15 protein-coding genes are annotated in these 20,017 nt (G+C 64.1%); 9 read left to right on the forward strand and 6 right to left on the reverse strand.

The features are described 5' to 3' along the window. Positions 1-18 precede the first annotated feature (18 nt). The 5 genes from ASD82_RS06315 (at position 19) to ASD82_RS06335 (ending at position 6,928) form a co-directional block, all read left to right on the forward strand. Entirely contained in the window at positions 19-1,323 is a 1,305-nt protein-coding gene (locus ASD82_RS06315; protein ID WP_235580648.1) for a TolC family protein, read from the forward strand. Continuing rightward, positions 1,320-2,417 (forward strand): efflux RND transporter periplasmic adaptor subunit, encoded by a 1,098-nt coding sequence (locus tag ASD82_RS06320; RefSeq protein WP_056716936.1) that lies wholly within the window; start codon positions 1,320-1,322, stop codon positions 2,415-2,417. Before ASD82_RS06315 ends, ASD82_RS06320 begins: the two co-directional genes overlap by 4 nt. Next, entirely contained in the window at positions 2,417-5,551 is a 3,135-nt protein-coding gene (locus ASD82_RS06325; RefSeq protein ID WP_056716976.1) for a CusA/CzcA family heavy metal efflux RND transporter, read from the forward strand. Before ASD82_RS06320 ends, ASD82_RS06325 begins: the two co-directional genes overlap by 1 nt. Then, positions 5,548-5,871, forward strand: a complete 324-nt coding sequence (locus ASD82_RS06330) for a P-II family nitrogen regulator (RefSeq protein ID WP_056716938.1) — start codon at positions 5,548-5,550, stop codon at positions 5,869-5,871. The genes ASD82_RS06325 and ASD82_RS06330 overlap by 4 nt, the downstream gene beginning before the upstream one ends. 70 nt (positions 5,872-5,941) lie before the next feature. Further along, entirely contained in the window at positions 5,942-6,928 is a 987-nt protein-coding gene (locus ASD82_RS06335) for a cation diffusion facilitator family transporter (protein WP_235580649.1), read from the forward strand. A gap of 101 nt (positions 6,929-7,029) precedes the next feature. Here ASD82_RS06335 and ASD82_RS06340 read toward each other — a convergent pair whose 3' ends face one another. From ASD82_RS06340 to ASD82_RS06360, 5 genes are all read right to left on the reverse strand, one after another. Further along, complete coding sequence (locus tag ASD82_RS06340; RefSeq protein WP_056716942.1) at positions 7,030-7,914, reverse strand: hypothetical protein; 885 nt, start codon at positions 7,912-7,914, stop codon at positions 7,030-7,032. Between the two features lie 194 nt (positions 7,915-8,108). Continuing rightward, on the reverse strand, positions 8,109-8,681 hold the full coding sequence (locus ASD82_RS06345) for a phosphatase PAP2 family protein (protein WP_056716944.1): 573 nt from the start codon (positions 8,679-8,681) through the stop codon (positions 8,109-8,111). Beyond that, positions 8,678-9,301, reverse strand: coding sequence for a cation transporter (locus ASD82_RS06350; protein ID WP_056716946.1), 624 nt, complete (start codon positions 9,299-9,301; stop codon positions 8,678-8,680). The genes ASD82_RS06345 and ASD82_RS06350 overlap by 4 nt, the downstream gene beginning before the upstream one ends. A 12-nt stretch (positions 9,302-9,313) precedes the next feature. Beyond that, a complete protein-coding gene (locus ASD82_RS06355) occupies positions 9,314-11,299 on the reverse strand; it encodes a cytochrome c/FTR1 family iron permease (protein ID WP_235580650.1) in 1,986 nt (661 codons plus the stop codon). 83 nt (positions 11,300-11,382) lie between these two features. Then, positions 11,383-12,387 (reverse strand): TIGR02391 family protein, encoded by a 1,005-nt coding sequence (locus ASD82_RS06360; protein ID WP_082585266.1) that lies wholly within the window; start codon positions 12,385-12,387, stop codon positions 11,383-11,385. 278 nt (positions 12,388-12,665) lie between these two features. Between ASD82_RS06360 and ASD82_RS17335 the strand changes: the two genes are divergently transcribed. From ASD82_RS17335 to ASD82_RS06370, 3 genes are all read left to right on the forward strand, one after another. Further along, the gene (locus ASD82_RS17335; RefSeq protein ID WP_082585267.1) at positions 12,666-13,001 is read left to right on the forward strand and encodes a helix-turn-helix transcriptional regulator; all 336 of its coding nucleotides are present in this window, start codon (positions 12,666-12,668) and stop codon (positions 12,999-13,001) included. Positions 13,002-13,329: 328 nt separating this feature from the next. Further along, the gene (ttcA, locus tag ASD82_RS06365) at positions 13,330-14,130 is read left to right on the forward strand and encodes a tRNA 2-thiocytidine(32) synthetase TtcA (RefSeq protein ID WP_056716949.1); all 801 of its coding nucleotides are present in this window, start codon (positions 13,330-13,332) and stop codon (positions 14,128-14,130) included. A 34-nt stretch (positions 14,131-14,164) separates the two neighbouring features. Beyond that, positions 14,165-15,367 carry an amino acid aminotransferase gene (locus ASD82_RS06370; RefSeq protein ID WP_056716951.1) on the forward strand — a complete coding sequence of 401 codons (1,203 nt, stop codon included), beginning with the start codon at positions 14,165-14,167 and terminating at the stop codon, positions 15,365-15,367. Here ASD82_RS06370 and ASD82_RS06375 read toward each other — a convergent pair. Then, complete coding sequence (locus ASD82_RS06375) at positions 15,357-18,041, reverse strand: LuxR C-terminal-related transcriptional regulator (protein ID WP_157599205.1); 2,685 nt, start codon at positions 18,039-18,041, stop codon at positions 15,357-15,359. The genes ASD82_RS06370 and ASD82_RS06375 overlap by 11 nt on opposite strands. 235 nt (positions 18,042-18,276) lie before the next feature. On the opposite strand from ASD82_RS06375, the gene ASD82_RS06380 reads away from it, so the two are divergent. Further along, positions 18,277-19,827 (forward strand): M4 family metallopeptidase, encoded by a 1,551-nt coding sequence (locus ASD82_RS06380; RefSeq protein WP_235580651.1) that lies wholly within the window; start codon positions 18,277-18,279, stop codon positions 19,825-19,827. Positions 19,828-20,017 lie beyond the last annotated feature (190 nt).

Consider the following 20,017-nt stretch of genomic DNA (forward strand, 5'->3'; position numbering starts at 1 on the left):
TTTTCAGGAGATCGCTTCATGTCTGTTTTACGTTCGGTGCCGATCGGCGCCGTGTGTCTGTTGTACGCGGCGATGCTCAGTGCCGCCCCCGTATCCCAACCTTCCCCTCCGGTAGTGGCTCCCGCGCCATCGTTGGCATCGTCCCCTCTGCAAGAGGCGGTACGTCGCATCTGGCAAGGCAGCCCCGAGGTGCAGGCTGCTCGTGCGGATCTCGATGCCGCCCGTGCCCGTGCGCGTGCCGCAGCGCAGCCGTTGTACAACCCCTCGCTGTCGCTCGATGCGGAGAACGCCGACGTCAATCGGCGCACGGCCGGCATCAGTCTGCCACTGGATCTGTCCGGCAAGCGTCGCGCCCGCACCAGTCAGGGTGAGGCCGATCTGCTCGCTGCCGAGGCGAGCTACGACGTGCGGCGTCGTGACGTCGCCACACGTTGGTTGAAGGCATGGTCGACGGCGGCGCTCGCGGCTCGACAAAGTGAACTGGGTCGTCGTCGCCTCGCGTTGATGCAGCGCTTCGACGACCTGGCCGCCCAGCGGCTCAAGGTGGGCGATATCAGCAGTCCCGAACGCGATCTGGCCGGCCTGGCACTCGGCGAGGCGCAGGTGCAACAGGCGACGCTCGCGAGCAACGAGGCCGCGGCCCGTGCGGCGCTGCGGGCTATCAGCGGCGATCAACTGACCGCGCTGCCACTGTTGCCCAAGGGCCTGTCACCGGCACTCGACAGTGCTGCGCCGTTGCCCGTCGATGAGTTGCCGGAACTGCGTCAGGCCCGCGCCCTACAAGCGAGCGCCGAGGCCGGCGTGCAGGTCGCACGTCGTGCGCGCATCCCCGATCCCACACTCAGCCTGACCGGTGGCCAGGTGCGCAGTGGGCCGCGCACCGATCAGGTAATCGGCGTCAGCGTGTCCATTCCCTTGCCGGTGCTCAATACCGGACGTGCCGAAGTGGATGCCGCCCGGGCGGAGGCCGAAGCGGCGGCGGCCAGTGTGCGTTCGCGCCAGTTTGTGCTGCGTGCCGGACTGCAGGAGGCGCAGGCCCGCTATGTTGCCTTGCGCGGTGCCGCCGAGGCGTTCCGCAGCGGTCGTGCCGCCGCGTTCGAGGATCGCACCACGCTGCTGGAAAAGCTCTGGCGTGCCGGCGAAATCAGCACTTCCGACTACCTCGTGCAGCTCAAGCAAAGTCTCGATACCGCGTTGTCCGGCCAGGAGCTGGAAAGCCAGACCTGGCAGGCCTGGTTCGATTACCTCACCGCTGCAGGTCGTCTGACCGACTGGCTCGACGGCCGTACTCAGGACGGCCTTAATCAGGAAATCTCCCGATGAATATCTTTCTTTTGAAACGCAGCCTGCTGGGACTGGCGCTGTTCGCTGCGCTGGCCGGCCCCGTACTCGCGCAGGAACCGGCACCTGCCAATCCGCTCGCGCTCGACGTCAAGGCGATCAAGGACGCCGGCATTGTCCTCGACAAAGCCGCTCCCCGTGCGCTGACGGATGAACTGAAAGCCCCCGGCGAAGTGAAGGCCGATGCCTATTCCACCGTGCTGGTTTCGCCCCGTGTGGAGTCGCAGGTGCTGGCCCGCAAGGCTCGGCTTGGCGACGTCGTGAAAGCTGGCGCGCCGCTGGTGGTGCTCTCCAGCGTCGAAGTGGCCGCCACGCAAGGTGCGCTGATCGTCGCCGAACAGGATTGGCAACGGATCGCGTCACTCGGACCACAGGCGGTGTCGGCCCGGCGCTACAACGAGGCGAAAGTGCAACGCGACCAGGCCCGCGCCAAGTTGCGCGCCTACGGCTTGTCCGAAGGCCAGATTGGCGGCTTGCTGCGCAAGGGCTCAGCCGGTGCTGACGGCAGCTTCGAGTTGCTCGCGCCGGCCGCCGGTCGTGTGACCACCGATGAGTTTCTGGTCGGTGAGCGGGTGGAACCCGGCCGCACGCTGTTCACCCTGGTCAAGGAAGATTCGGTCTGGGTCGTCGCGCAGATGGCGCCGGCCGATGCCGAACGGGTCAAGCCCGACGCGGATGCCCGCATCCTGGTGCATGACACCGCGATACCCGGCACGGTGGTGCAGCGCTCGCACCAGACCGATGAACGCACGCGCACCGTGCCGGTACGCATCGAGGTCGATAACCGCAAGGATCTGCTGCATCCGGGTGAATTGGTCGAGGCGCGCATTGCCGCTGGCAATGCTGCGCAGAAGCTCGCGGTACCGGCCGACGCGATTGTGCTGCTGCAGAACCAGCCGACCGTGTTCCTCGCCAAGGGCAACGGGACGTTCGAACCGGCGCCGGTGATGGTCGGCGACACGCGCAATGGCTGGACGGTCATCACGCAAGGCCTCAAGGCCGGCGACACCTACGTGCGCAAGGGTGCCTTCGCCTTGAAAGCCCGTTTGCTGCGTTCGCAGCTGGGAGAAGAATGATGCTGGAACGTCTGGTTGAATTCTCCCTGCGCTACAAGGTGCTGGTGCTGATCATTTTCGTGGTGATCGGCTTTCTCGGCTTCCAGGCGGTGCGTCAGCTGCCCATCGACGCATTTCCCGACGTCACACCGGTGCAGGTCAATGTCTACACCGAAGCGTCGGGACTCGCGGCCGAGGATGTCGAGCAACTGCTCACCACGCCGGTGGAATCGGCGCTGGCCGGTCTGCCCAAGGTGGAGCAGATCCGCTCGGTGAGCCTGTTCGGCTTGTCCTATGTGTCGGTGTATTTCGATGACAGCATGGATATCTATTTCGCTCGCCAACTGGTCAACGAACGCCTGCAACAGGTGGGCGATCGCTTGCCGGCCGGTTACGGCAAGCCGGAGATGGGGCCGAACACCTCCGGCCTCGGACAGGTGTTCTGGTACACGGTCGAACGCGCTGACAAAAGCTTGAAAGGGGCCACGGCGGGCACGGCACCGAACGACATGGACCTACGCACGCTGCAGGACTGGACCATCCGCCTGATCCTGCGCACCGCACCCGGTGTCGATGACGTCACCTCGTGGGGTGGGCAGGAGAAGCAGTTCCAGGTGCGCATCGATCCGATGAAGCTGATCGCGCACAAGCTCGGCTTCAAGGAGGTGATCGAGGCTTTGCAGGCGAACAACGCCCAGGTCGGCGGCAACTTCGTCGACGTCGGGCGCGAGCAGTATCTGGTGCGCGGCCTCGGGCTGATCCAGAACGCGAAGGATCTGGGCAACATCGTCCTCAAGACGGAAGACGGTACACCGGTCTACGTGCGTGACGTGGCCACGATCACCGAAGCGGGCGCACCACGTACCGGTGCGGTGACGCGCGACGGCAAGGAAGTGGTGATGGGTCAGGCGCTGGCCCGTATCGGCGAAAACGCCAAGAGCGTGGTCGATGCGGTCAAGGCCAAACTCGACACGGTGAAGCAGGCCCTGCCGCCCGGCGTGGTGGTCAAGCCCGTGTACGAGCGCACCGAGCTGGTCAACGCGGCGGTGGAGACGGCGGTGCGCGCCCTGATCGAAGGCTCGATCCTGGTCGCGATCATCCTGTTCCTGTTCCTGGGCGAGTTCCGCAGCGCGCTGGTGGTGGTGGTGGCGTTGCCGCTGGCGATGCTGATCGCCTTCATTTGCATGAATCAGGTCGGGCTGTCGGCCAACCTGATGTCGCTGGCGGGCCTGGCGATCGGCATCGGCATGATGGTCGATGGTGCGGTGGTGATGGTGGAGAACGCCTACCGCATCATGGCCGAGCGCAAGGCGCACGGGGGCCCGGTGGATCGCACCTCGGCCGTGCTGGCGGCCGCCCGCGAGGTCGCCAACCCGATGGCGTTCGCGATTCTGATCATCATCGTGGTGTTCCTGCCGCTGTTCAGCCTGCAGGGCCTGGAAGGCAAGATGTTCAAGCCGATGGCGTTCAACATCAGCTTCGCCATGGCCGGTTCCCTGATCCTCGCGCTGACCCTGATCCCCGTACTCGCCGCACTGGTACTGAAGCCCAAGGAAGAGAAGGACACGTGGCTGGTCGCGTTCCTGAAGCGCCACTACGCCAGCGTGCTCACCTGGGCGCTGGCGCGACGCAAGCTCGTCCTTGGCATCGCCGCCGGTGCCTTGATCGGCAGCCTTGCGCTGTTTCCGTTCCTGGGCAAGGAGTTCATGCCCAACCTGAAAGAGGGCGCCATCATGTGGCGCATCACCTCGATTCCCTCGGCCTCGCTGGATGAGTCGATCAACATCTCCAAACAGGTGTCGGCGCTGATCAAGCAGAAGTTTCCGGAGGTGGACACCACGCTGGCGATGATCGGTCGCGCTGAAAAAGGCGAGACCGCCGATGTGAACTACATGGAGGTCTACACACCGCTCAAGCCCAAGGACCAATGGCGCAAGGGCGAGACGCTGGAAAGCATCGAGGAGGCAATGCAGAAGGAGTTGTCGGCCGCCTTGCCCACCGCCGTGGTGAGCTATACCCAGCCGATCCAGATGCGCATCGAGGAGTTGATCTCCGGCGTGCGCGCCACCTTGTCGTTGAAGATCTACGGCGGTGACCTGGGCGAGCTGGATCGTCTCAGCGGCCGCATCAAGGACGTGCTGGCCGGTGTACCCGGCGTGGCGGATCTCGCGCTGGAGGCGAACATCGGCAAGCCGCAGATCCGCATCAAGGTGGATCGCGATGCGCTGGCCCGTTACGGGCTTAACGCCGACGACGTGCTGACCGTGGTGAAGAACGGCATCGGCGGCGAGCCGGTGACGACATTGCTCGATGGCGTGAAGCGTTTCGATATCGCGGTGCGGCTGGACGATGCCGACAAGGCGTCCCTGCAGGCGATCCAGCGCATTCCGATCCGTGCGCCAAGCGGCGCGCTGGTGCAGCTGTCGCAGGTGGCCGAGGTCAGCGATGCGGAAGGCTATTCGTTCATTCGTCGCGAGCAGTTGCAGCGCTACGCGGTGATCCAGATGGATGTGCGCGGTCGCGACATCGACGGCTTCGTCAAGGAGGCGAACGCTGCCATCGCGAAGCAGGTAAAGCTGCCGACGGGCTACTACAGCGAATGGGGCGGTGCGTTCGAGAACCAGCAGCGGGCGTTGAAGCGGCTGTCGCTGATCGTGCCGGCGACGATCTTCTTCATCTTCGTGTTGCTGTACACCGCCTTCAATTCGGTGAAGTACGCCGCGCTGATCCTGGCCAATGTGCCGTTTGCCACCATCGGCGGCATCGTCGGGCTGGCGATCACCGGGCAATACCTGTCGGTGCCTTCCGCGATCGGCTTCATCGCCGTGTTCGGCGTGGCGATGTTGAACGGCATCGTGTTGGTGAGTTTCTTGAACGAACAACGTGAGAAAGGGCTGCCGGTCCGCGAGGCGGTGATCCGCGGCACCGCGTTGCGCATGCGACCGGTGATGATGACCGCCAGCGTGGCGATCCTGGGCCTGGTGCCGATGCTGCTCTCCAGCGGCGTCGGTGCGGAAACCCAGCGTCCGCTCGCCACCGTGGTGGTCGGCGGTCTGATCACCTCGACCCTGCTAACCCTGGTGCTGTTGCCGGTGCTGTACGACTGGATCGAAGAACGCGCCGCACGGCGCCTGGCCAAGGAGAACACCCCATGAAAGAAGTGAAGGCATTCATCCATCGCGGCCGCATCGTCGACGTCATCCATGCTCTGGAGGAAGGCGGATTTCGTTACCTGTCCGTCAGCGACGTCAAAGGTTTGCTGACCGCGCTCAGCGCCCAGGAACAGATCTATTCGATGGAGCTGGGCGAACGGGTCACTCGGCAGATCAAGCTCGAAGTGTTCTGCGAGGACGATCAGGCCGAACGCGCGGTACAACTGATTCGTCTGCACGGGCGCACCGGCCAAAGCGTGGCCGGTTGGGTCTATCAGAGCACGGTGGATCGGGCGTGGCCCATCGACGGGACCGTGGACTGAAGGCGATGGGCGGGTCACTCCCGCCCATCCTTCCGGGTGTCATTACATAACGCTGTGGCGGTCGCGTAAGGTGACCGCCGCACGGGAGACTTCAATGAGCGCGTCAGAGCCACACAAGCACGATCACGATCATCACCACGACCACAGTCATGGTGTGGCACCCGATGCGGACAAGAAGTATCTGACCATCGCCTTGCTGTTGCTGCTCGGCTTCATGGCGGTCGAGGTGGTGGTCGGCATCCTGGCCAAGTCGCTGGCCTTGATTTCCGATGCGGGCCATATGCTCACTGATGTGGGTTCGATTGGGCTGGCCCTGGTGGCGATGCGCCTGGCCAAACGACCGGCCGGCGGTAGCTACACGTTCGGACTCAAGCGCGTGGAAATCCTGAGCGCCCAGGCGAACGGCGTGACCCTGTTGTTGCTGTCAGTCTGGTTCATCGTCGAGGCAATTCGTCGCCTGATCGATCCACCGGTGGTGGAAGGCTTGCTGGTCACGGTGATTGCGGTGATCGGCATCGGCGTCAACCTGCTCGCCGTGTGGGCGATGAGCAAGGCGAACCGCCAAAGTCTCAACGTGGAAGGTAGCTTTCAGCACATCCTCACCGACCTCTATGCCTTCATCGCCACGGCCATTGCCGGCGCCATCATCTGGTGGACCGGCTGGAATCGCGTCGACTCGATCGCTGCGCTGGTGGTCGCCGGGCTGATGCTGAAAGCCGGCATCGGGCTGGTACGCGAATCGGGACGCATCTTTCTGGAGGCGGCACCGCGTGGCCTCGATCCAGTCACGATTGCCGAGGCGATCCGCGCTGTGCCAGCGGTAACCCGGCTGGATGACCTGCACGTGTGGGAAGTGACCTCGGGGATGCCAGCGTTGTCGGGGCACATCTATGTGAACCACGACATTGACTGCCACGATGTGCGCCGTACCGTCGAGACGATGCTGCACGATCGTTTCGACATCACGCACACCACGTTGCAAACCGATCATGCGACCACGGACGAATCAGCCCACGCGGCGGGTTGTACCTTCGCCTCACCTAGCGGGGCGCATTAGGACGTGGCCGGGTTGGCCATGCAATGTTCATCCTGTGCCGCTTGGGAGACTGAGTGGCGACGCACTTCGTCACGCGTCGCTACTCGAGTTGTCCTGACCAACTAGGCCAGATCGAGCTTCCTGAAAGACACGATATCCGACACGACGGACTCGCCCATCCACGGCTCCAGCACCACTGGCGCGGGAAGCGCGTTCAGCGCGTTGACCACAGGATCAAGGGGCACACCCTTGGTGGCGCTGGTGAACAGATACATCCTGGATCCTAGCTGTGGTGCATACGTGCCGGGCCATTCGGGCTTCATCATCGTGTAGTTGAACTTCTCACACCAACGCTGCTGCGCTTCTAGCTTGGTAGCCACGCGCCCCTCGTACGGCTCGCTGGCCAGCAGATAGCGGCGTGTCACCGGATCGAACCAGGCGCTGACGTGATCCTGGCCCGGAATGTGCGAGTTGTTATTCTGTTCCCCTGAGTCCATCCCATACCGACCGCTAGGCCTCGATGGATACGCGCGCTGATGTCCAGACGAGGGCTTCAGCCCGGTGGCCTTGGCAAAGACGAGTTCACGCGCCGCACCGCAAATGATGGTGCGTGCTCGGAACTGACTCTCGTGCGACCTTGCGGTCGTGAGCATGGCGTCCCCGTTGCCAGGCCGGAAGTATGTGAGATACCGCGCGTTCAAGAGTTGATCCGGGCGGAGGATGGACTGCCAGGGACTAGGTAGTTCGATCGTCAGCGACTCGTGACCGTACTTACCCTCTTTCCGGTCGCCCCAATGAGCGATCAGAGTCAGAGGGAACGCGGGTATCTTCGTGATCGCTGCTTGCTCACGAAGCTGATTCTGCGCGTGTCGGAAGTTCTGGAATCCGCTTTCGCGCGCGGCAAGATCCAGCGCGTGCGCATGCTGCGATCCAGTGCTCTTCTTGATGGCTTTTCCCTGACGCTTGATGTGCGAAAGGACGGTAGCGGGGGTATAGCTATGGGACATGGCTCTTCTCCCGGTTCGCACAGAACGTCGCTCGCCTGCCATTCCCGAACCAGAGAGGCTCAAGTCATAAGAGATGAAGGGCAGTGCTGATACAGCTTCGCTACGGCGAGCGGCCGGCTCCTACCCGAGAGCCGCAGTTAGTTTGCCGGCTCTGATCGCAAGATTCAACGGTTCAGGTCACAGCAGTGGATGAGTCATAAGGACACGATGGCAGGAGTTGCAGAACGGCGGAGCCATAGCCAGCCACTCAGCATGGCCAGCCCACTCATCGCGAGGGCTCCCAGCATATCGCCAGGATAGTGCACGCCTAGGTAGATGCGTGCCCATGCCATGGGCAGACCGAGCAGTGCGATCCCGGCGCCCCAGGCTCGGGTGCGTCGATTCAGTAACAGCATGCCGGCGAGGACCCATTGCACAGTCAGATGGTCGCTGGGAAAGCTGCCGGTCGCCGCATGGGAAATCCATGCTTGGCCGACACCGGCCACAAACGGGCGCGCTCGATCCCAGACAGTGCCGATGAACAGATTTATGAGCAGTGCTATTGCAGCGACACCCACCGCTTTCAGGGCGATCGAGCGCATCGACCACCGAGGAAACATCAGCATCGTCCCGAGGAGAGCGGCGGTCAGGATCAATGGCCCATCGGCCAGACCTCGCGCGAGATGCAGCGTCACGGGCGATGGCGGTGTAGACGGATGGATGGCGTGGAATAGTCGAAGGTCAACGGCGTACGCCATGGTGCCGAACCCCGCGATCGGCGATGTCATGGCTTGCTGATCGGTGCAAGGGCAGCGATCCGCGCTTCCTTTGCTTCGCGCAGGATACCCAACGCCTCTTTCAGCACATAGCAGGCGATGGCTGCACCGATGACCAGATCGGGCACCGCACTGTGTAGAAGCAGCACCAGCACACCGGAGACGATCACCGCCAGGTTGGCAATGACGTCGACCCGCGTGAACAGCCATGTGGCGCGCAGATGCACTTCGCCGTGACGGAACCGGTCCAACAATCGCAGCACGGTGGCATTTACGATCAAGGCGATGAAGGCAATACCCATCATCCAACCACCCTCGGGATGACTGCCGGCGACGAGTCGCCACGCCACACCGGCGAGGACACCCGCGCCCAGGATCAGCAGCAACGTGCCACTCAAAGTGGCGGCCGATGCCTTGAAGCTTGCGGTGCGCTGCCAAGCGACGAGCGCGATGCCGTACGCACTCGCGTCGGCGAGCATGTCCAGCGAATCGGCGATCAGCCCCATCGATTGCGCGATCAGACCCGCGATCACACCGACCACAAACATCGTGGCGTTGAGAACCAGCGCCAAGCGCAGGATGCGTCGCTCCGCTTCGTTGCTGGCTTCAGCATGGCAACCACATTCACTCATGCCCTATCGCCTTTATTCTGCATCGGGAAGCACTTCTTGGGTTCCTTGAGGTGATGGCAACGGCTGGCGGCCACGACGGATGTTGAACACGAATCCAACCGCCAGTAGCACCAGAATCGTCAATTGGGCCAGCAAGGATTGCCAGGTCGGATAAATGCCAAGCAGTTCGATATGCGGCACCGGCGCGACGCTCACCGCGACCCAGCCGGCCTCTTGCAGGGCGGCGATGCCCTTGCCGGTCAGCACGATGGCGAGCACGGCGATCAGCGCCGAACTGGCCGAGAAGAACGTGCCGATAGGGAGTCGACGACTGGTGCGCAACAGCACCCAGGCAATCAGCCCCAGCACCGCCGCACCGGCGGCGATGCCGCCGAGCAGCCACACTTCCTGACCGTCGTTCCACAGGGCGGCATAGAACAGGATGCTCTCGAACACCTCGCGGTACACCGAGATGAAGGCCAGCCCGAACAGGAACCATGCCGAACGCCGGTTGAGCGCGGCCGCCATCTTTTCCTTCAGATACGCCTGCCAGCGACCACCGATACTTTTCTGGTGCATCCACAAACCGACCCCGAGCAGCACAAACGCCGCAAACAGCGACGACAGTCCTTCGGTCAATTCACGGCCGGCACCACTGATGGAAATCGCATAGCTGGCGATCGCCCAGGTGATTCCTCCCGCGACCAACGCGAGGCTCCAGCCGGCATGCACGTAGCGTAGTGCTTCGGGCCGCGCGGCCTTGCGCAGGAAGGCGAGCAGTGCGACCACGACCAGCAGGGCTTCCAGACCTTCACGCACCAAGATCGTGAAAGCACCCAGGAAGGTGGCGGCCGCATCGCCTGCGGCATCGGCAGTGACTTCTTGCGCGCGCACCAGCAGACCATCGACCTCATCGGCCTGTTTCGTCACCGATTCCATCGAGGTGCTGCTCGTCAGCGCGGTGCGATAGGCACCCATCGCCGTTTCGAGCTGGGCGCGCAGCGCGCCATCACGTGCGTTGAGTTGCGGTTCGACCGGCTCCACGCCATCGAGGTAAGCGGAAAGCGCTAATTGAGTGGCTTGCGCCTTGGCGCCGGCTTGGTAAGCCGTCAGGCTCGCCGCCAGTCGCGCGCGTGCCAGTGGAATACCCGCCAGGGCCTGCTGCTGGATGGCACCAGGATGAGCCCGCAGATAGCCCATGATCGCCCGAGCCCGCTCCGCACCGAGGGTAGGCGTCAGCTGTGTGACGCGAGCACGCGACAGCTCCTTCAAGTCAGCGATTTGCGCCTGTGCGGCGGTGTCGTGCTGCCACGTATCGGCACCTGCGGCCGCTTCTTTCGTGTAAGCCAGCGAGCCCACGTAGTACGCCAGCGCCCAACGATCATCGGACGACAGCTGCTGCGCGTAGCTTGCCATCGGCGTACCTTCCACGCCCTGGCTGATCACCTCGTACAACGACAGCGCGCTACGCTGATCCGCCCGCGTCTGGTCGGTGAAGTTCACCGGGCGGGGCGACAGCTGCAGGCCGGCCGGGCCGTCACCATGACCGGTTGACCCATGACAGGCAGCGCACTGGTTCTGGTAGAGCGTCGCCCCACGCGCCAGGTCGGGGGCCTGTTCCGGTGCGGTCGGTACCGGGTAGGCCTGCAGCAATGCATCGGCAAGCGCATGCGCTTGCGTCGCCACCTGAGCGGGTGCCGCTTTGGCATCCACCGAGGCCACCAACGTATCGGCTTGCTTCAAGAGTGCGGGCGTGGTCGCGGTCGGTGGCAACGCGCCGATACGTGATCGAGCCGTCGATGTGAATTCCCGCATCTCGGCGTACTCGGACGCGCTGATCACCGCGCCATCCTTCACTGCACCGGCGTAGTCGGTCGCCAGGTAGTCGAGCATCTGCCAAGTTTGCGGAACCGAGGTCATCGCGTCCTGAGCCACGACCGAAAAGGCAGTCATGCCGAACAGGAGAAGGGCGGCTATGGAAAAGCTGCGCAAAATACTGCGAATACGATTCGTTATCATTGGGGAATGATACTCGCCCTTGAGAGCTTGCACAGATCAAATTGGGCGGCGTCTCGCGCGTATGAGGTACCACATCGTGACTGCTATGACACTTCTCTACCTTCCGATGGCACGCCGGTATTCGCCACGTAGAGCAAGTAGTCGATCAGACCCAGAATCTGGACCACGCGTTCGGGTGCCAGATCGGACAGCAATTTGTGGTGCACCTGGTTTCGGATGAAGCCAAAAACCCCGCGATACAGCAGGTGGACCGCATCCTGCTCTCCCTGGATATCGCTGACACGGATCGCCGGCGTCCCACCCGCAAAGGCGCGGGCGGCCAGATCGGCACCGGTGGCAGCATCGGTGGATCGGGTCAACGTACGCAGACGATGCTCAAGAATGCGTGTCGCTTCGGTCACGACCGTATCGTGTCGCTCGGATTGGCCGGATTCTTCGAATTGATTGAACAGATCCAGGCAGCGCCGTTTGAGTTCGGTATCGAGGATCTCGATGGAATCGATCATGACCGGCTTCGGCCGTCGGGCGTGTGTTATGGACTGATCCTGGGGCCTATCCCCTTCTTGTTCGACGGTGGTCAACTGTTCCTGCTCAACCAGGAGCGGCAGCACTGAGGCTCTGGCAAAGATCCCCTGAGTGGCTAACTGCTCTTCGCGCAAGGTGATCTGTCGATCCAATGCCGATAAGAGATGGGTGGTCACATTGGGTTTGCTCGAAAGCGCGTTTCGTCGTTGCTTGAGGAAGCCTAGATAGAGCAGCCCGACCGACTTCAGGTAGCGCACCGTTCCATGTTCGAGACTGAGATCGCAATCGAATTTGTCGGTGGACTTGGCCAAGCTTCCTTCGAGCCACTGGCGGGTGCGCGTGACTTCGCGTCGACCTCGATCGAAACGAATCTCCTGCCGGATCTCTTCAGTGAAAAAAGCCTTCAAGTGCGGATCGGCCTCGACTTCGGCGGCTTCCAAGGACAACAACTCCTCGTAGTACTTCAAGGCGCAAACGAAGAAATCGAGGGTGTCGCGAAGGAAAGCCACCCACGAGTAATGGTGGCTATCGGCGGGTTCCGGCGTGGCTGTGCGAGTCGTCATGGGTTACAGCCCTGGGCGTTGAGTATGAAAAATATACGGATCATTCCCAAATATCTCATCACCGCGGCCATTGTGTTGGCCGTGTCCGAATTGGCCAAACGCAGTGATCGCGTTCGACCCTTCACAAAAAAGGACAGGGAGTTGGTCTCCACGCGTGGAGCGCCACCATGATCTCGCACCCATGAAACTGTGACGAGTACTGCTAAGTAACTCTTAGTATCCAGTGGAGCCTGCGACTCCGAAGCTGTCCCTAGATCACAACAGGGCAAATTCATAGGATGGCTCGCGGAGGTAAAAAGGAAGTCGTCCTAGCCGCTCGCTTGAAAGAAGCGCGCTTGGCTGTGGGCATATCTCAGCGGGAACTCGGCATCCAATCCGGTATGGATCCTTCGGTAGCATCGCCGCGAATTAATCAATATGAGCGCGGCAAGCACGCGCCAGACACGAATACCCTCAGCAAGCTAGGTCAAGTTTTAGGCATGCCTGTTGCGTACTTCTTTGCTGAAGACGATGACCTCGCCGTGCTCATTGCTAATTTTCATAGGCTGACATCCAAAGCTCGTAAGCGGTTGGTTACGCTGTCAGCCAAAGAAACTCGTGGATCGCGAGGCTGATATATCTGTCTTCGGCCGCTGAGAATCGCTATCTAGCCGCTAATTTCATACGGCACACTCTGTTTCGACGAAGCACAGTCGTATAGATTGCCATGTTGAGCGTGGTCGATGGACTGCTGCTTGTACTGGCTGAGCACCGGTTCTGAGGCTTTCGTTCGGTGATCACACTCCCTCGGTGCACGCAGTCCGTTGCTTGACGAGAGTTCATCCCATTGGGGAACATGGCGAACTAATCTCCATGTGTGCCCTACCATCCATGTGTGTCCAACCATCTCGTCTTGGCCATGGACGAAATGCTCTCCCATTGCTGCGAAAACACTCCAAATCTATGGACACTCGCCCAAGCGCTCACAAGCGTTGTAGGCGTAGCGTTGTACGGCATGTCCATAGATCATCATCTAACCGGTGCGGCGGCAAGGATTCTTACACCTTGCTGGACCTGCTGCTGCAGCTGCAGGCGAAGGCGCCGGTACGCTTCGAGCTGGTCGCGGTGAACCTGGACCAGAAGCAGCCGGACTACCCGGAACATGTATTGCCGGACTACCTGACCGCCCGCGGCGTGCCGTTCCACATCATCGAGCAGGACACCTACAGCACGGTGACCCGGGTGATTCCCGCGGGCAAGACCATGTGCAGCCTGTGCTCGCGGCTGCGCCGCGGCGCGCTGTACACCTGGGCGGCGGCGAACAGCATCACCAAGATCGCGCTCGGCCACCATCGTGACGACATTCTCGCCACGTTCTTCCTCAACATGTTCTACCAGGCGCAGCTGAAGGCGATGCCGCCGAAGCTGCGCTCGGACGACGGCCGCCACGTGGTGATCCGGCCGCTGGCCTATTGCCGCGAGGACGACATCGCCGAGTACGCGGCGCAGCAGCGGTTCCCGATCATTCCGTGCAACCTGTGCGGCTCGCAGGACAACCTGCAGCGCCAGGCGGTGGGCCGGATGCTGGTCGAGTGGGAGCGGCAGCAGCCCGGGCGCAGCGAGAACATCTTTCGCGCGCTGAGCCATGTGTCACCCTCGCAACTGGCCGACCGCCAGCTGTTCGACTTCAACTTCGGCGCGACGCCTGCCGCCTTCGCCTGGCCGGTCGACGGCGCGGACGAGGCCGCCACCACGCAGGCCTGAACCCTCCCCGTCACCTCACTGTCGAGTAACCGCCGTGTCCTACTTTGCTTCCGTTGAAATGGCCCCGGGCGATCCGATCCTGGGTCTCACCGAGACCTACCTCGCCGATCCGCGGCCGGGCAAGATCAATCTTGGCGTGGGCATCTACGTCGACGAACAGGGCCGCATTCCGCTGTTGCCGAGCGTGCACGAGGTGGAGAACGCGCTGGCCGCCGCGGCCAAGCCGCGCGGCTACCTGCCGATCGACGGCCTGGCGGCGTACAACCGGCTGACCCAGCAGCTGGTGTTCGGCGAAGCATCGCCGCTGCTCGCCGCCGGACGCCTGGCCACTGCGCAGACCATCGGCGGCAGCGCCGCGCTGCGCGTGGCCGCGGACCTGCTGAAGCAGGTCGGCGGCGCCGGCGCGAAGATCGCGATCAGCAACCCGAGCTGGGGCAACCACCACGTGGTGTTCCGCACGGCGGGCTTCGAATTGCTGGAATACCGCTACTACGATCCGGCCACGCATGGCCTTGATTTCGCCGGCATGCTGGAAGACCTGGGCCGGATGGAGCCCGGCACCGTGGTGCTGCTGCATGCCTGCTGCCACAACCCGACCGGCGTGGACCTGGACGCCGCGCAATGGACGCAGCTGATCGAGTTGCTGAAGGAGCGCAAGCTGCTGCCGTTCGTCGACATGGCCTACCAGGGTTTCGACCGGGGCACCGAACAGGACGCCACCGCGGTGCGCCTGCTGGGGGAGTCGGGCATCGATGCCTTCGTGGTCGCCAATTCGTACTCGAAGTCGTTCTCGCTGTACGGCGAGCGGGTCGGCGCCTTGTCGATGGTCGGCGTCGATCGTGACGAAGCCGCGCGGCTGCAGTCGAAGATCAAGCAGGTCATCCGCACGATCTACTCCAGCCCGTCGACGCACGGCGCCGCGCTGGTCGCCGGCGTGCTGGGCAGCGGCGAACTGCGCGCGCGCTGGGAGCAGGAACTGGGCGGCATGCGCGGGCGCATCCATGCGATGCGCGCGGGCTTCGTCGAGAAACTGGCCGCACTGGGCGCGCCCGACTTCGGCTTCATCAACCAGCAGGCCGGCATGTTCTCCTACTCCGGCCTGAGCAAGGTGCAGGTGCACCGGTTGCGCGACGAGTTCGCGATCTACGCGCTGGACAGCGGCCGCATCTGCGTGGCGGCGCTGAACCAGGCCAACCTCGACACCGTGGCTGCGGCCGTTGCGACCGTCACACGCTGACCTTGTCCGTGTTGTCGACCAGGCCAAGCAGGCGCGCACGCTCCACCGCGTGCCAACGGGTGCCGGCTGACAGCTTGAGGAACAGGTTCTTGAGGTGCCACTTCACGGTCTCGCTGCTGATGTCCAGGTTGCGGGCGATCAGCTTGTTCGACAGGCCCTGCTGCAGCAGGTGGAGCACTTCGGACTCCTTGGCGGTCAGCAGGTCGGGTTCGCATCCCGGTTCGGTGGCGGATACCGGCGGCGCTGCCGCTTCGTTCGCGGTCGCGGGCTGGCGCACGGTACGCCCGTCGGCGGTGGCGTCATGCCACGCCATGCCCATCTGCACGGCGAGCGGGTGGGTATCGGCCAGCAGCCTCGCATGGCCACCCAGGCTGGCCAGCGCCAGCGCCTCGGACAACCAGGCCCGGGCCGTGGCCGGATCGCGCTGCCGCAGCGCGACGGCGCGCAGGACCTTGATCGTCCAGCCGTCCCGCTCCCGCTGCAGTTGGCGGGCCAGCAGGTCCGCCGCGACGAGGTGCTGTTCCATCGCCTTCATATCGTCACCGGCCAGCGCCGCGTAGGCCCTGGCGATCAGGCCGGACAGCCGGTACTGCGGCAGGAATGGCTGCAGTTCCTCGCTCTGGAACACCGCTTCGAAACGCTCCAGTGCCTGCAGCAGTCCGCCCACCGTTTCCAGGCGCTGGTCCAGCGCATGGATCCGGATCCGCTCCACCAGTCCCTGCAGCTGCAGGCGCGGGAGTCTGCGGTGCTTCGCCAGTGCGTCGAAGTTGTCGAGCGTGTTCAACGCGCGCCGCTCGTCACCCTGACCGAGGGCGATCCGGGTCAGCGTGTGATAGGCGATGGCGAGCGTATCCGGGAAGCTCGCCTCGATGACGTCGATGCGGTTGGCCAGCAAGGCCTGGGCGGCCGACAGCTCGTTGCGCTCCAGCAATGCGGCGGCGAGCACGGCGGCATACATGCAGGCGACCATGCTGCGCCGGCCGTCTTCCTTTTCCGCCCTTGCCAGCGCCGGGCGCAACAGGGCCTCGGCCCGGTTGGCATGGCCGTCCCGGAGATGGCCGAGGCCGGCCATCAGTCTCGCCAGGGCCTCGGCCAGTCGCAGCGAGCCGGAATTGCCGTGCGTTGCCACCTGCGCGGCCAGCCGCTGAACCTCGCTGCTCGAACCTGCATGGAGCTCCAGCAGCGCGCGGGCGTTCAGGGGAGCGACGGCGCAAACCGGGTCCTCCGTCGGCGAGGACTCCGACGGCCAGCGCGCCAGGATGCCGGACAGGCGCCCAAGCTCGTCGGCGTAGCCCGCCGCGCCGCCGGCGACGCGCAGTGCCAGCTTGAGCATTTCCGTCGAAACGGCGGGATCGGCAGCCACCTCGAGGCTGGTGCGCAACGCCTGCGCGTTGTCGTCGCCCAGTGCCAGCACCCACGCGGCGACCAGCCTGAGCAAAGTGCTGCCCGCGATGAAATCAGGCGGGATACGGTCCAGCCATTCGCGGGCCTCGTTCAACTTGCCCTGGGTGCCCAGCAGCCAGAGCGAGCGTGCGGCGTAGCCGTGCGCGGCGGCCTCGTCGCCTGCCGCCAGCGCGTGGCGGGCCGCTTCGTGAAAGCGCTCGCGACCGGCCAGCCAGCGGGATGCACGCAGGTGCAGTTCGGTCTGCTCGGCGCGCGGCAGCTGTTCGAAGCGGCCGAGCAGGAAGTCCCGGCCGAGCGGATGCAGGCGCACCCAGTCGCTGGTTTCTCCCACCATCATGATCGGTGATTCGAGCAGGAGTTGCTCCAGACGAGCCGGCGCGTCGACGCAGCCGGTCACCGCTTCGCACAATTCCGCGTTCAGGTGTTCGAGGATCGCCGTGCGCACCAGAAAGCTCCGTTGCGGCATCGACATGCGGGAAAACATCGATTCGATGAAGTAGTCCTGCAACCCCTCCCGACGTGCCGAAATCGTGGCGATGGACCTGGCCGGGTCGTCTTCCTGTTCCACCTTGGCGATCGCCAGTTGCAGCCCCACCGGCCAGCCTTCGGTGAGATCGTGCAATTGGGCGCGCTGGTCGAGATCCAGCCGTGCGCCCAGTCGTCGTTCGATGATCTCGATGGACTCCTCCAGACGCAGGCGCAGGTCTTCCGCCACCAGCACCGCGAGGTTGCCCTTGGCGACCAGCTCGGTGGTGTGCAGCGGCAAGCGCACCCGCGATCCGATCACCACATGCAGGTTGGCCGGTGCATTCAGCAGCAGGTAGCGGAGCGAGCGGTGCAGCGTGGTCTTCGGCAGCCTTTCCGCGTCATCGATGATCAGGACGGTTTCCCGCTCGAGCAGGGCGACCTCCGCCAGCAGGACGGTCAGCGCGTCGATTTCCTGCCCGGCCCTGCTGGCATGCTCGGCGGCGATCAGGTCGAACGCCTTGCGTCCGCTGACCAGGTACAGCGCCTGCAGCAGGCCCGTGACGAAACGTACCGGCTGATCCTGGTTGTCGGCGCCCAGCCAGGCCACCAGGGCGTTCCGTTCCAGCCAGCGCCGGCGCCACTGCAACAACAGGGTGGTCTTGCCAAAGCCTGCCGGCGCGGCCACGGCGATGGCCGTCCGTTCATGGATCTTGTCCCAGATCTGCATCAGCCGGCCACGGTCCAGGGTGGTACGCGGAAGTCGCGGCGGGGTGATCTTCAGGCGAAATTCGGGGGCGGGCATCGGCAGAGAATACTCGTTGGCCGGCCCTGCCGGCACGACGCCCGGCGGCATCCGTGGCGTTCATGCAGCCCCCTCCGGATGGCGTCGTGGAGAGGGATGGGGGGGAGAGCCCCCCCTTTTTCGGGGGGTGGGAGAGACGACCCGTATGTCGTTCTACTTGGCCTCTGCCAGACGCTGCGTTCCGGACCTGCATTCCGGCGCCAGCCAGGCCCGCATGACTCGGGGGAGTCCCATCTTGATCTTGAACTACAAAACCTTGCCGCTGGCCGTGCTGCTGGCCTTCGGCGCGAATCAGGCTTGCGCCGTCGAGACGAATCCTGCCGCCGTCAGCCGCGCCCTTGAACTGATCCGCAGCCACGGCGCCACCACCCGCGCCGCGGCCGGTGACCATTACGTCAGCCGTGGCGTGATCACCGACGCGAACGGGACGGAACACGTAAGGCTGGACCGAACCTACAAGGGCCTGCCGGTGATCGGTGGCGACCTGGTCGTGCATTCGCGCAATGGCAGCTACCAGTCCGCCTCGCTGACCCAGGGCGCCGCGCTGAACCTGTCGGTCCAGCCGGTGATCGGCGCGGACGAGGCCGCGGTCATCGCCGGTACGGAATTCGGCTCCGCCTTCGCCGGGATGCCGGAACGCACCCTGTCGATTTACGCGCGGGGTCACGGTGCCGCCCGGCTGGTCTGGCGCATCCGCATGCACAACGCGCAGGCCGACACGACCTATATCGTCGACGCCCGCAGCGGCGCCATCGTCGAGCACTGGAGCAACCTGGAGACGGCGGCCGTCACCGGCCAGGCGAAGACGCTGTATTCGGGCACGGTCCCGCTGGTCACCAACTCGGTCATCGGCGGCTACGAGCTGCGCGATCCGAACCGCGGCAGGATGCGCACCATCGACGGCTCCAACAGCCGCACCTCGGGCCAGATCTACAAGGACAGCGACAACGTCTGGGGCAACTCCACCACCCTGGACCTGGCCACCGCCGCCGCCGACGCTGAATACGGCGCTTCGATGACCTGGGATTTCTACAAGACGGCCTTCGGGCGCAACGGCATCGGCGACGACGGCAAGGGCGCCTACAACCGGGTGCACTACGGCACCAAATACAACAATGCGTTCTGGTCGGACGCCTGCTTCTGCATGACCTACGGCGACGGCGACGGCATCAACGTCGGTCCCCTGGTCGCGCTCGACATCACCGGCCACGAGATGAGCCACGGCGTCACGGCGCGCACCGCGGGCCTGATCTACTCGGGGGAGTCCGGCGGACTGAACGAGGCCAACTCGGACATCCTCGGCACGATGGTCGAGTTCTACGCCAACAACAGCCACGACACGCCCGACTACATGATCGGCGAGTCGATCGTCCCGGCCAACGTGCCCGGAAGCCCGAGCCAGCACGCGCTTCGCTACATGTGGAAGCCCAGCCTGGACGGCCGTTCGCCCGACTTCTACGTGAGCAACATCGGCAGCCTGGACGTGCACTACTCGTCGGGCGTGGCCAATCACTTCTACTACCTGCTGGCCGAAGGCACCACGCCGAAGACCTTCAGTGGGGTGGTCCACAGCTCGCCGACCTTCAACGGCGCAAGCCTGCCCGGCATCGGACGGGCCAAGGCACAGAAAATCTGGTATCGCGCGCTGACGGTGTACTTCACCTCCAGCACCGACTACGCCGCTGCCCGCGTCGCCACCATCCAGGCGGCGAAGGACCTGTACGGAACCACGTCGGCCGAAGCGAATGCGGTTGCCGCCACGTGGACCGCGGTCCACGTGCTCTAGGCCGGGCCAGCTGCGGCGCGATCGCCACCAGGCCAACCATCACCGCCCGCGCGGGACCAGCCAGGTCCCGCGCCGGTTCGATAGCCGATTGTCGGGGACACCATGAACCATTCCACGCAGCGCGGCGCATCGCGCAGAACGCGCGTACTTGCCAGCCACCCTGTTGCCCCCATCAGTCGCGCGATTCGCG

The sequence above is a fragment of the Rhodanobacter sp. Root179 genome (genome assembly GCF_001428465.1).
Classification (GTDB): Bacteria; Pseudomonadota; Gammaproteobacteria; order Xanthomonadales; family Rhodanobacteraceae; genus Rhodanobacter.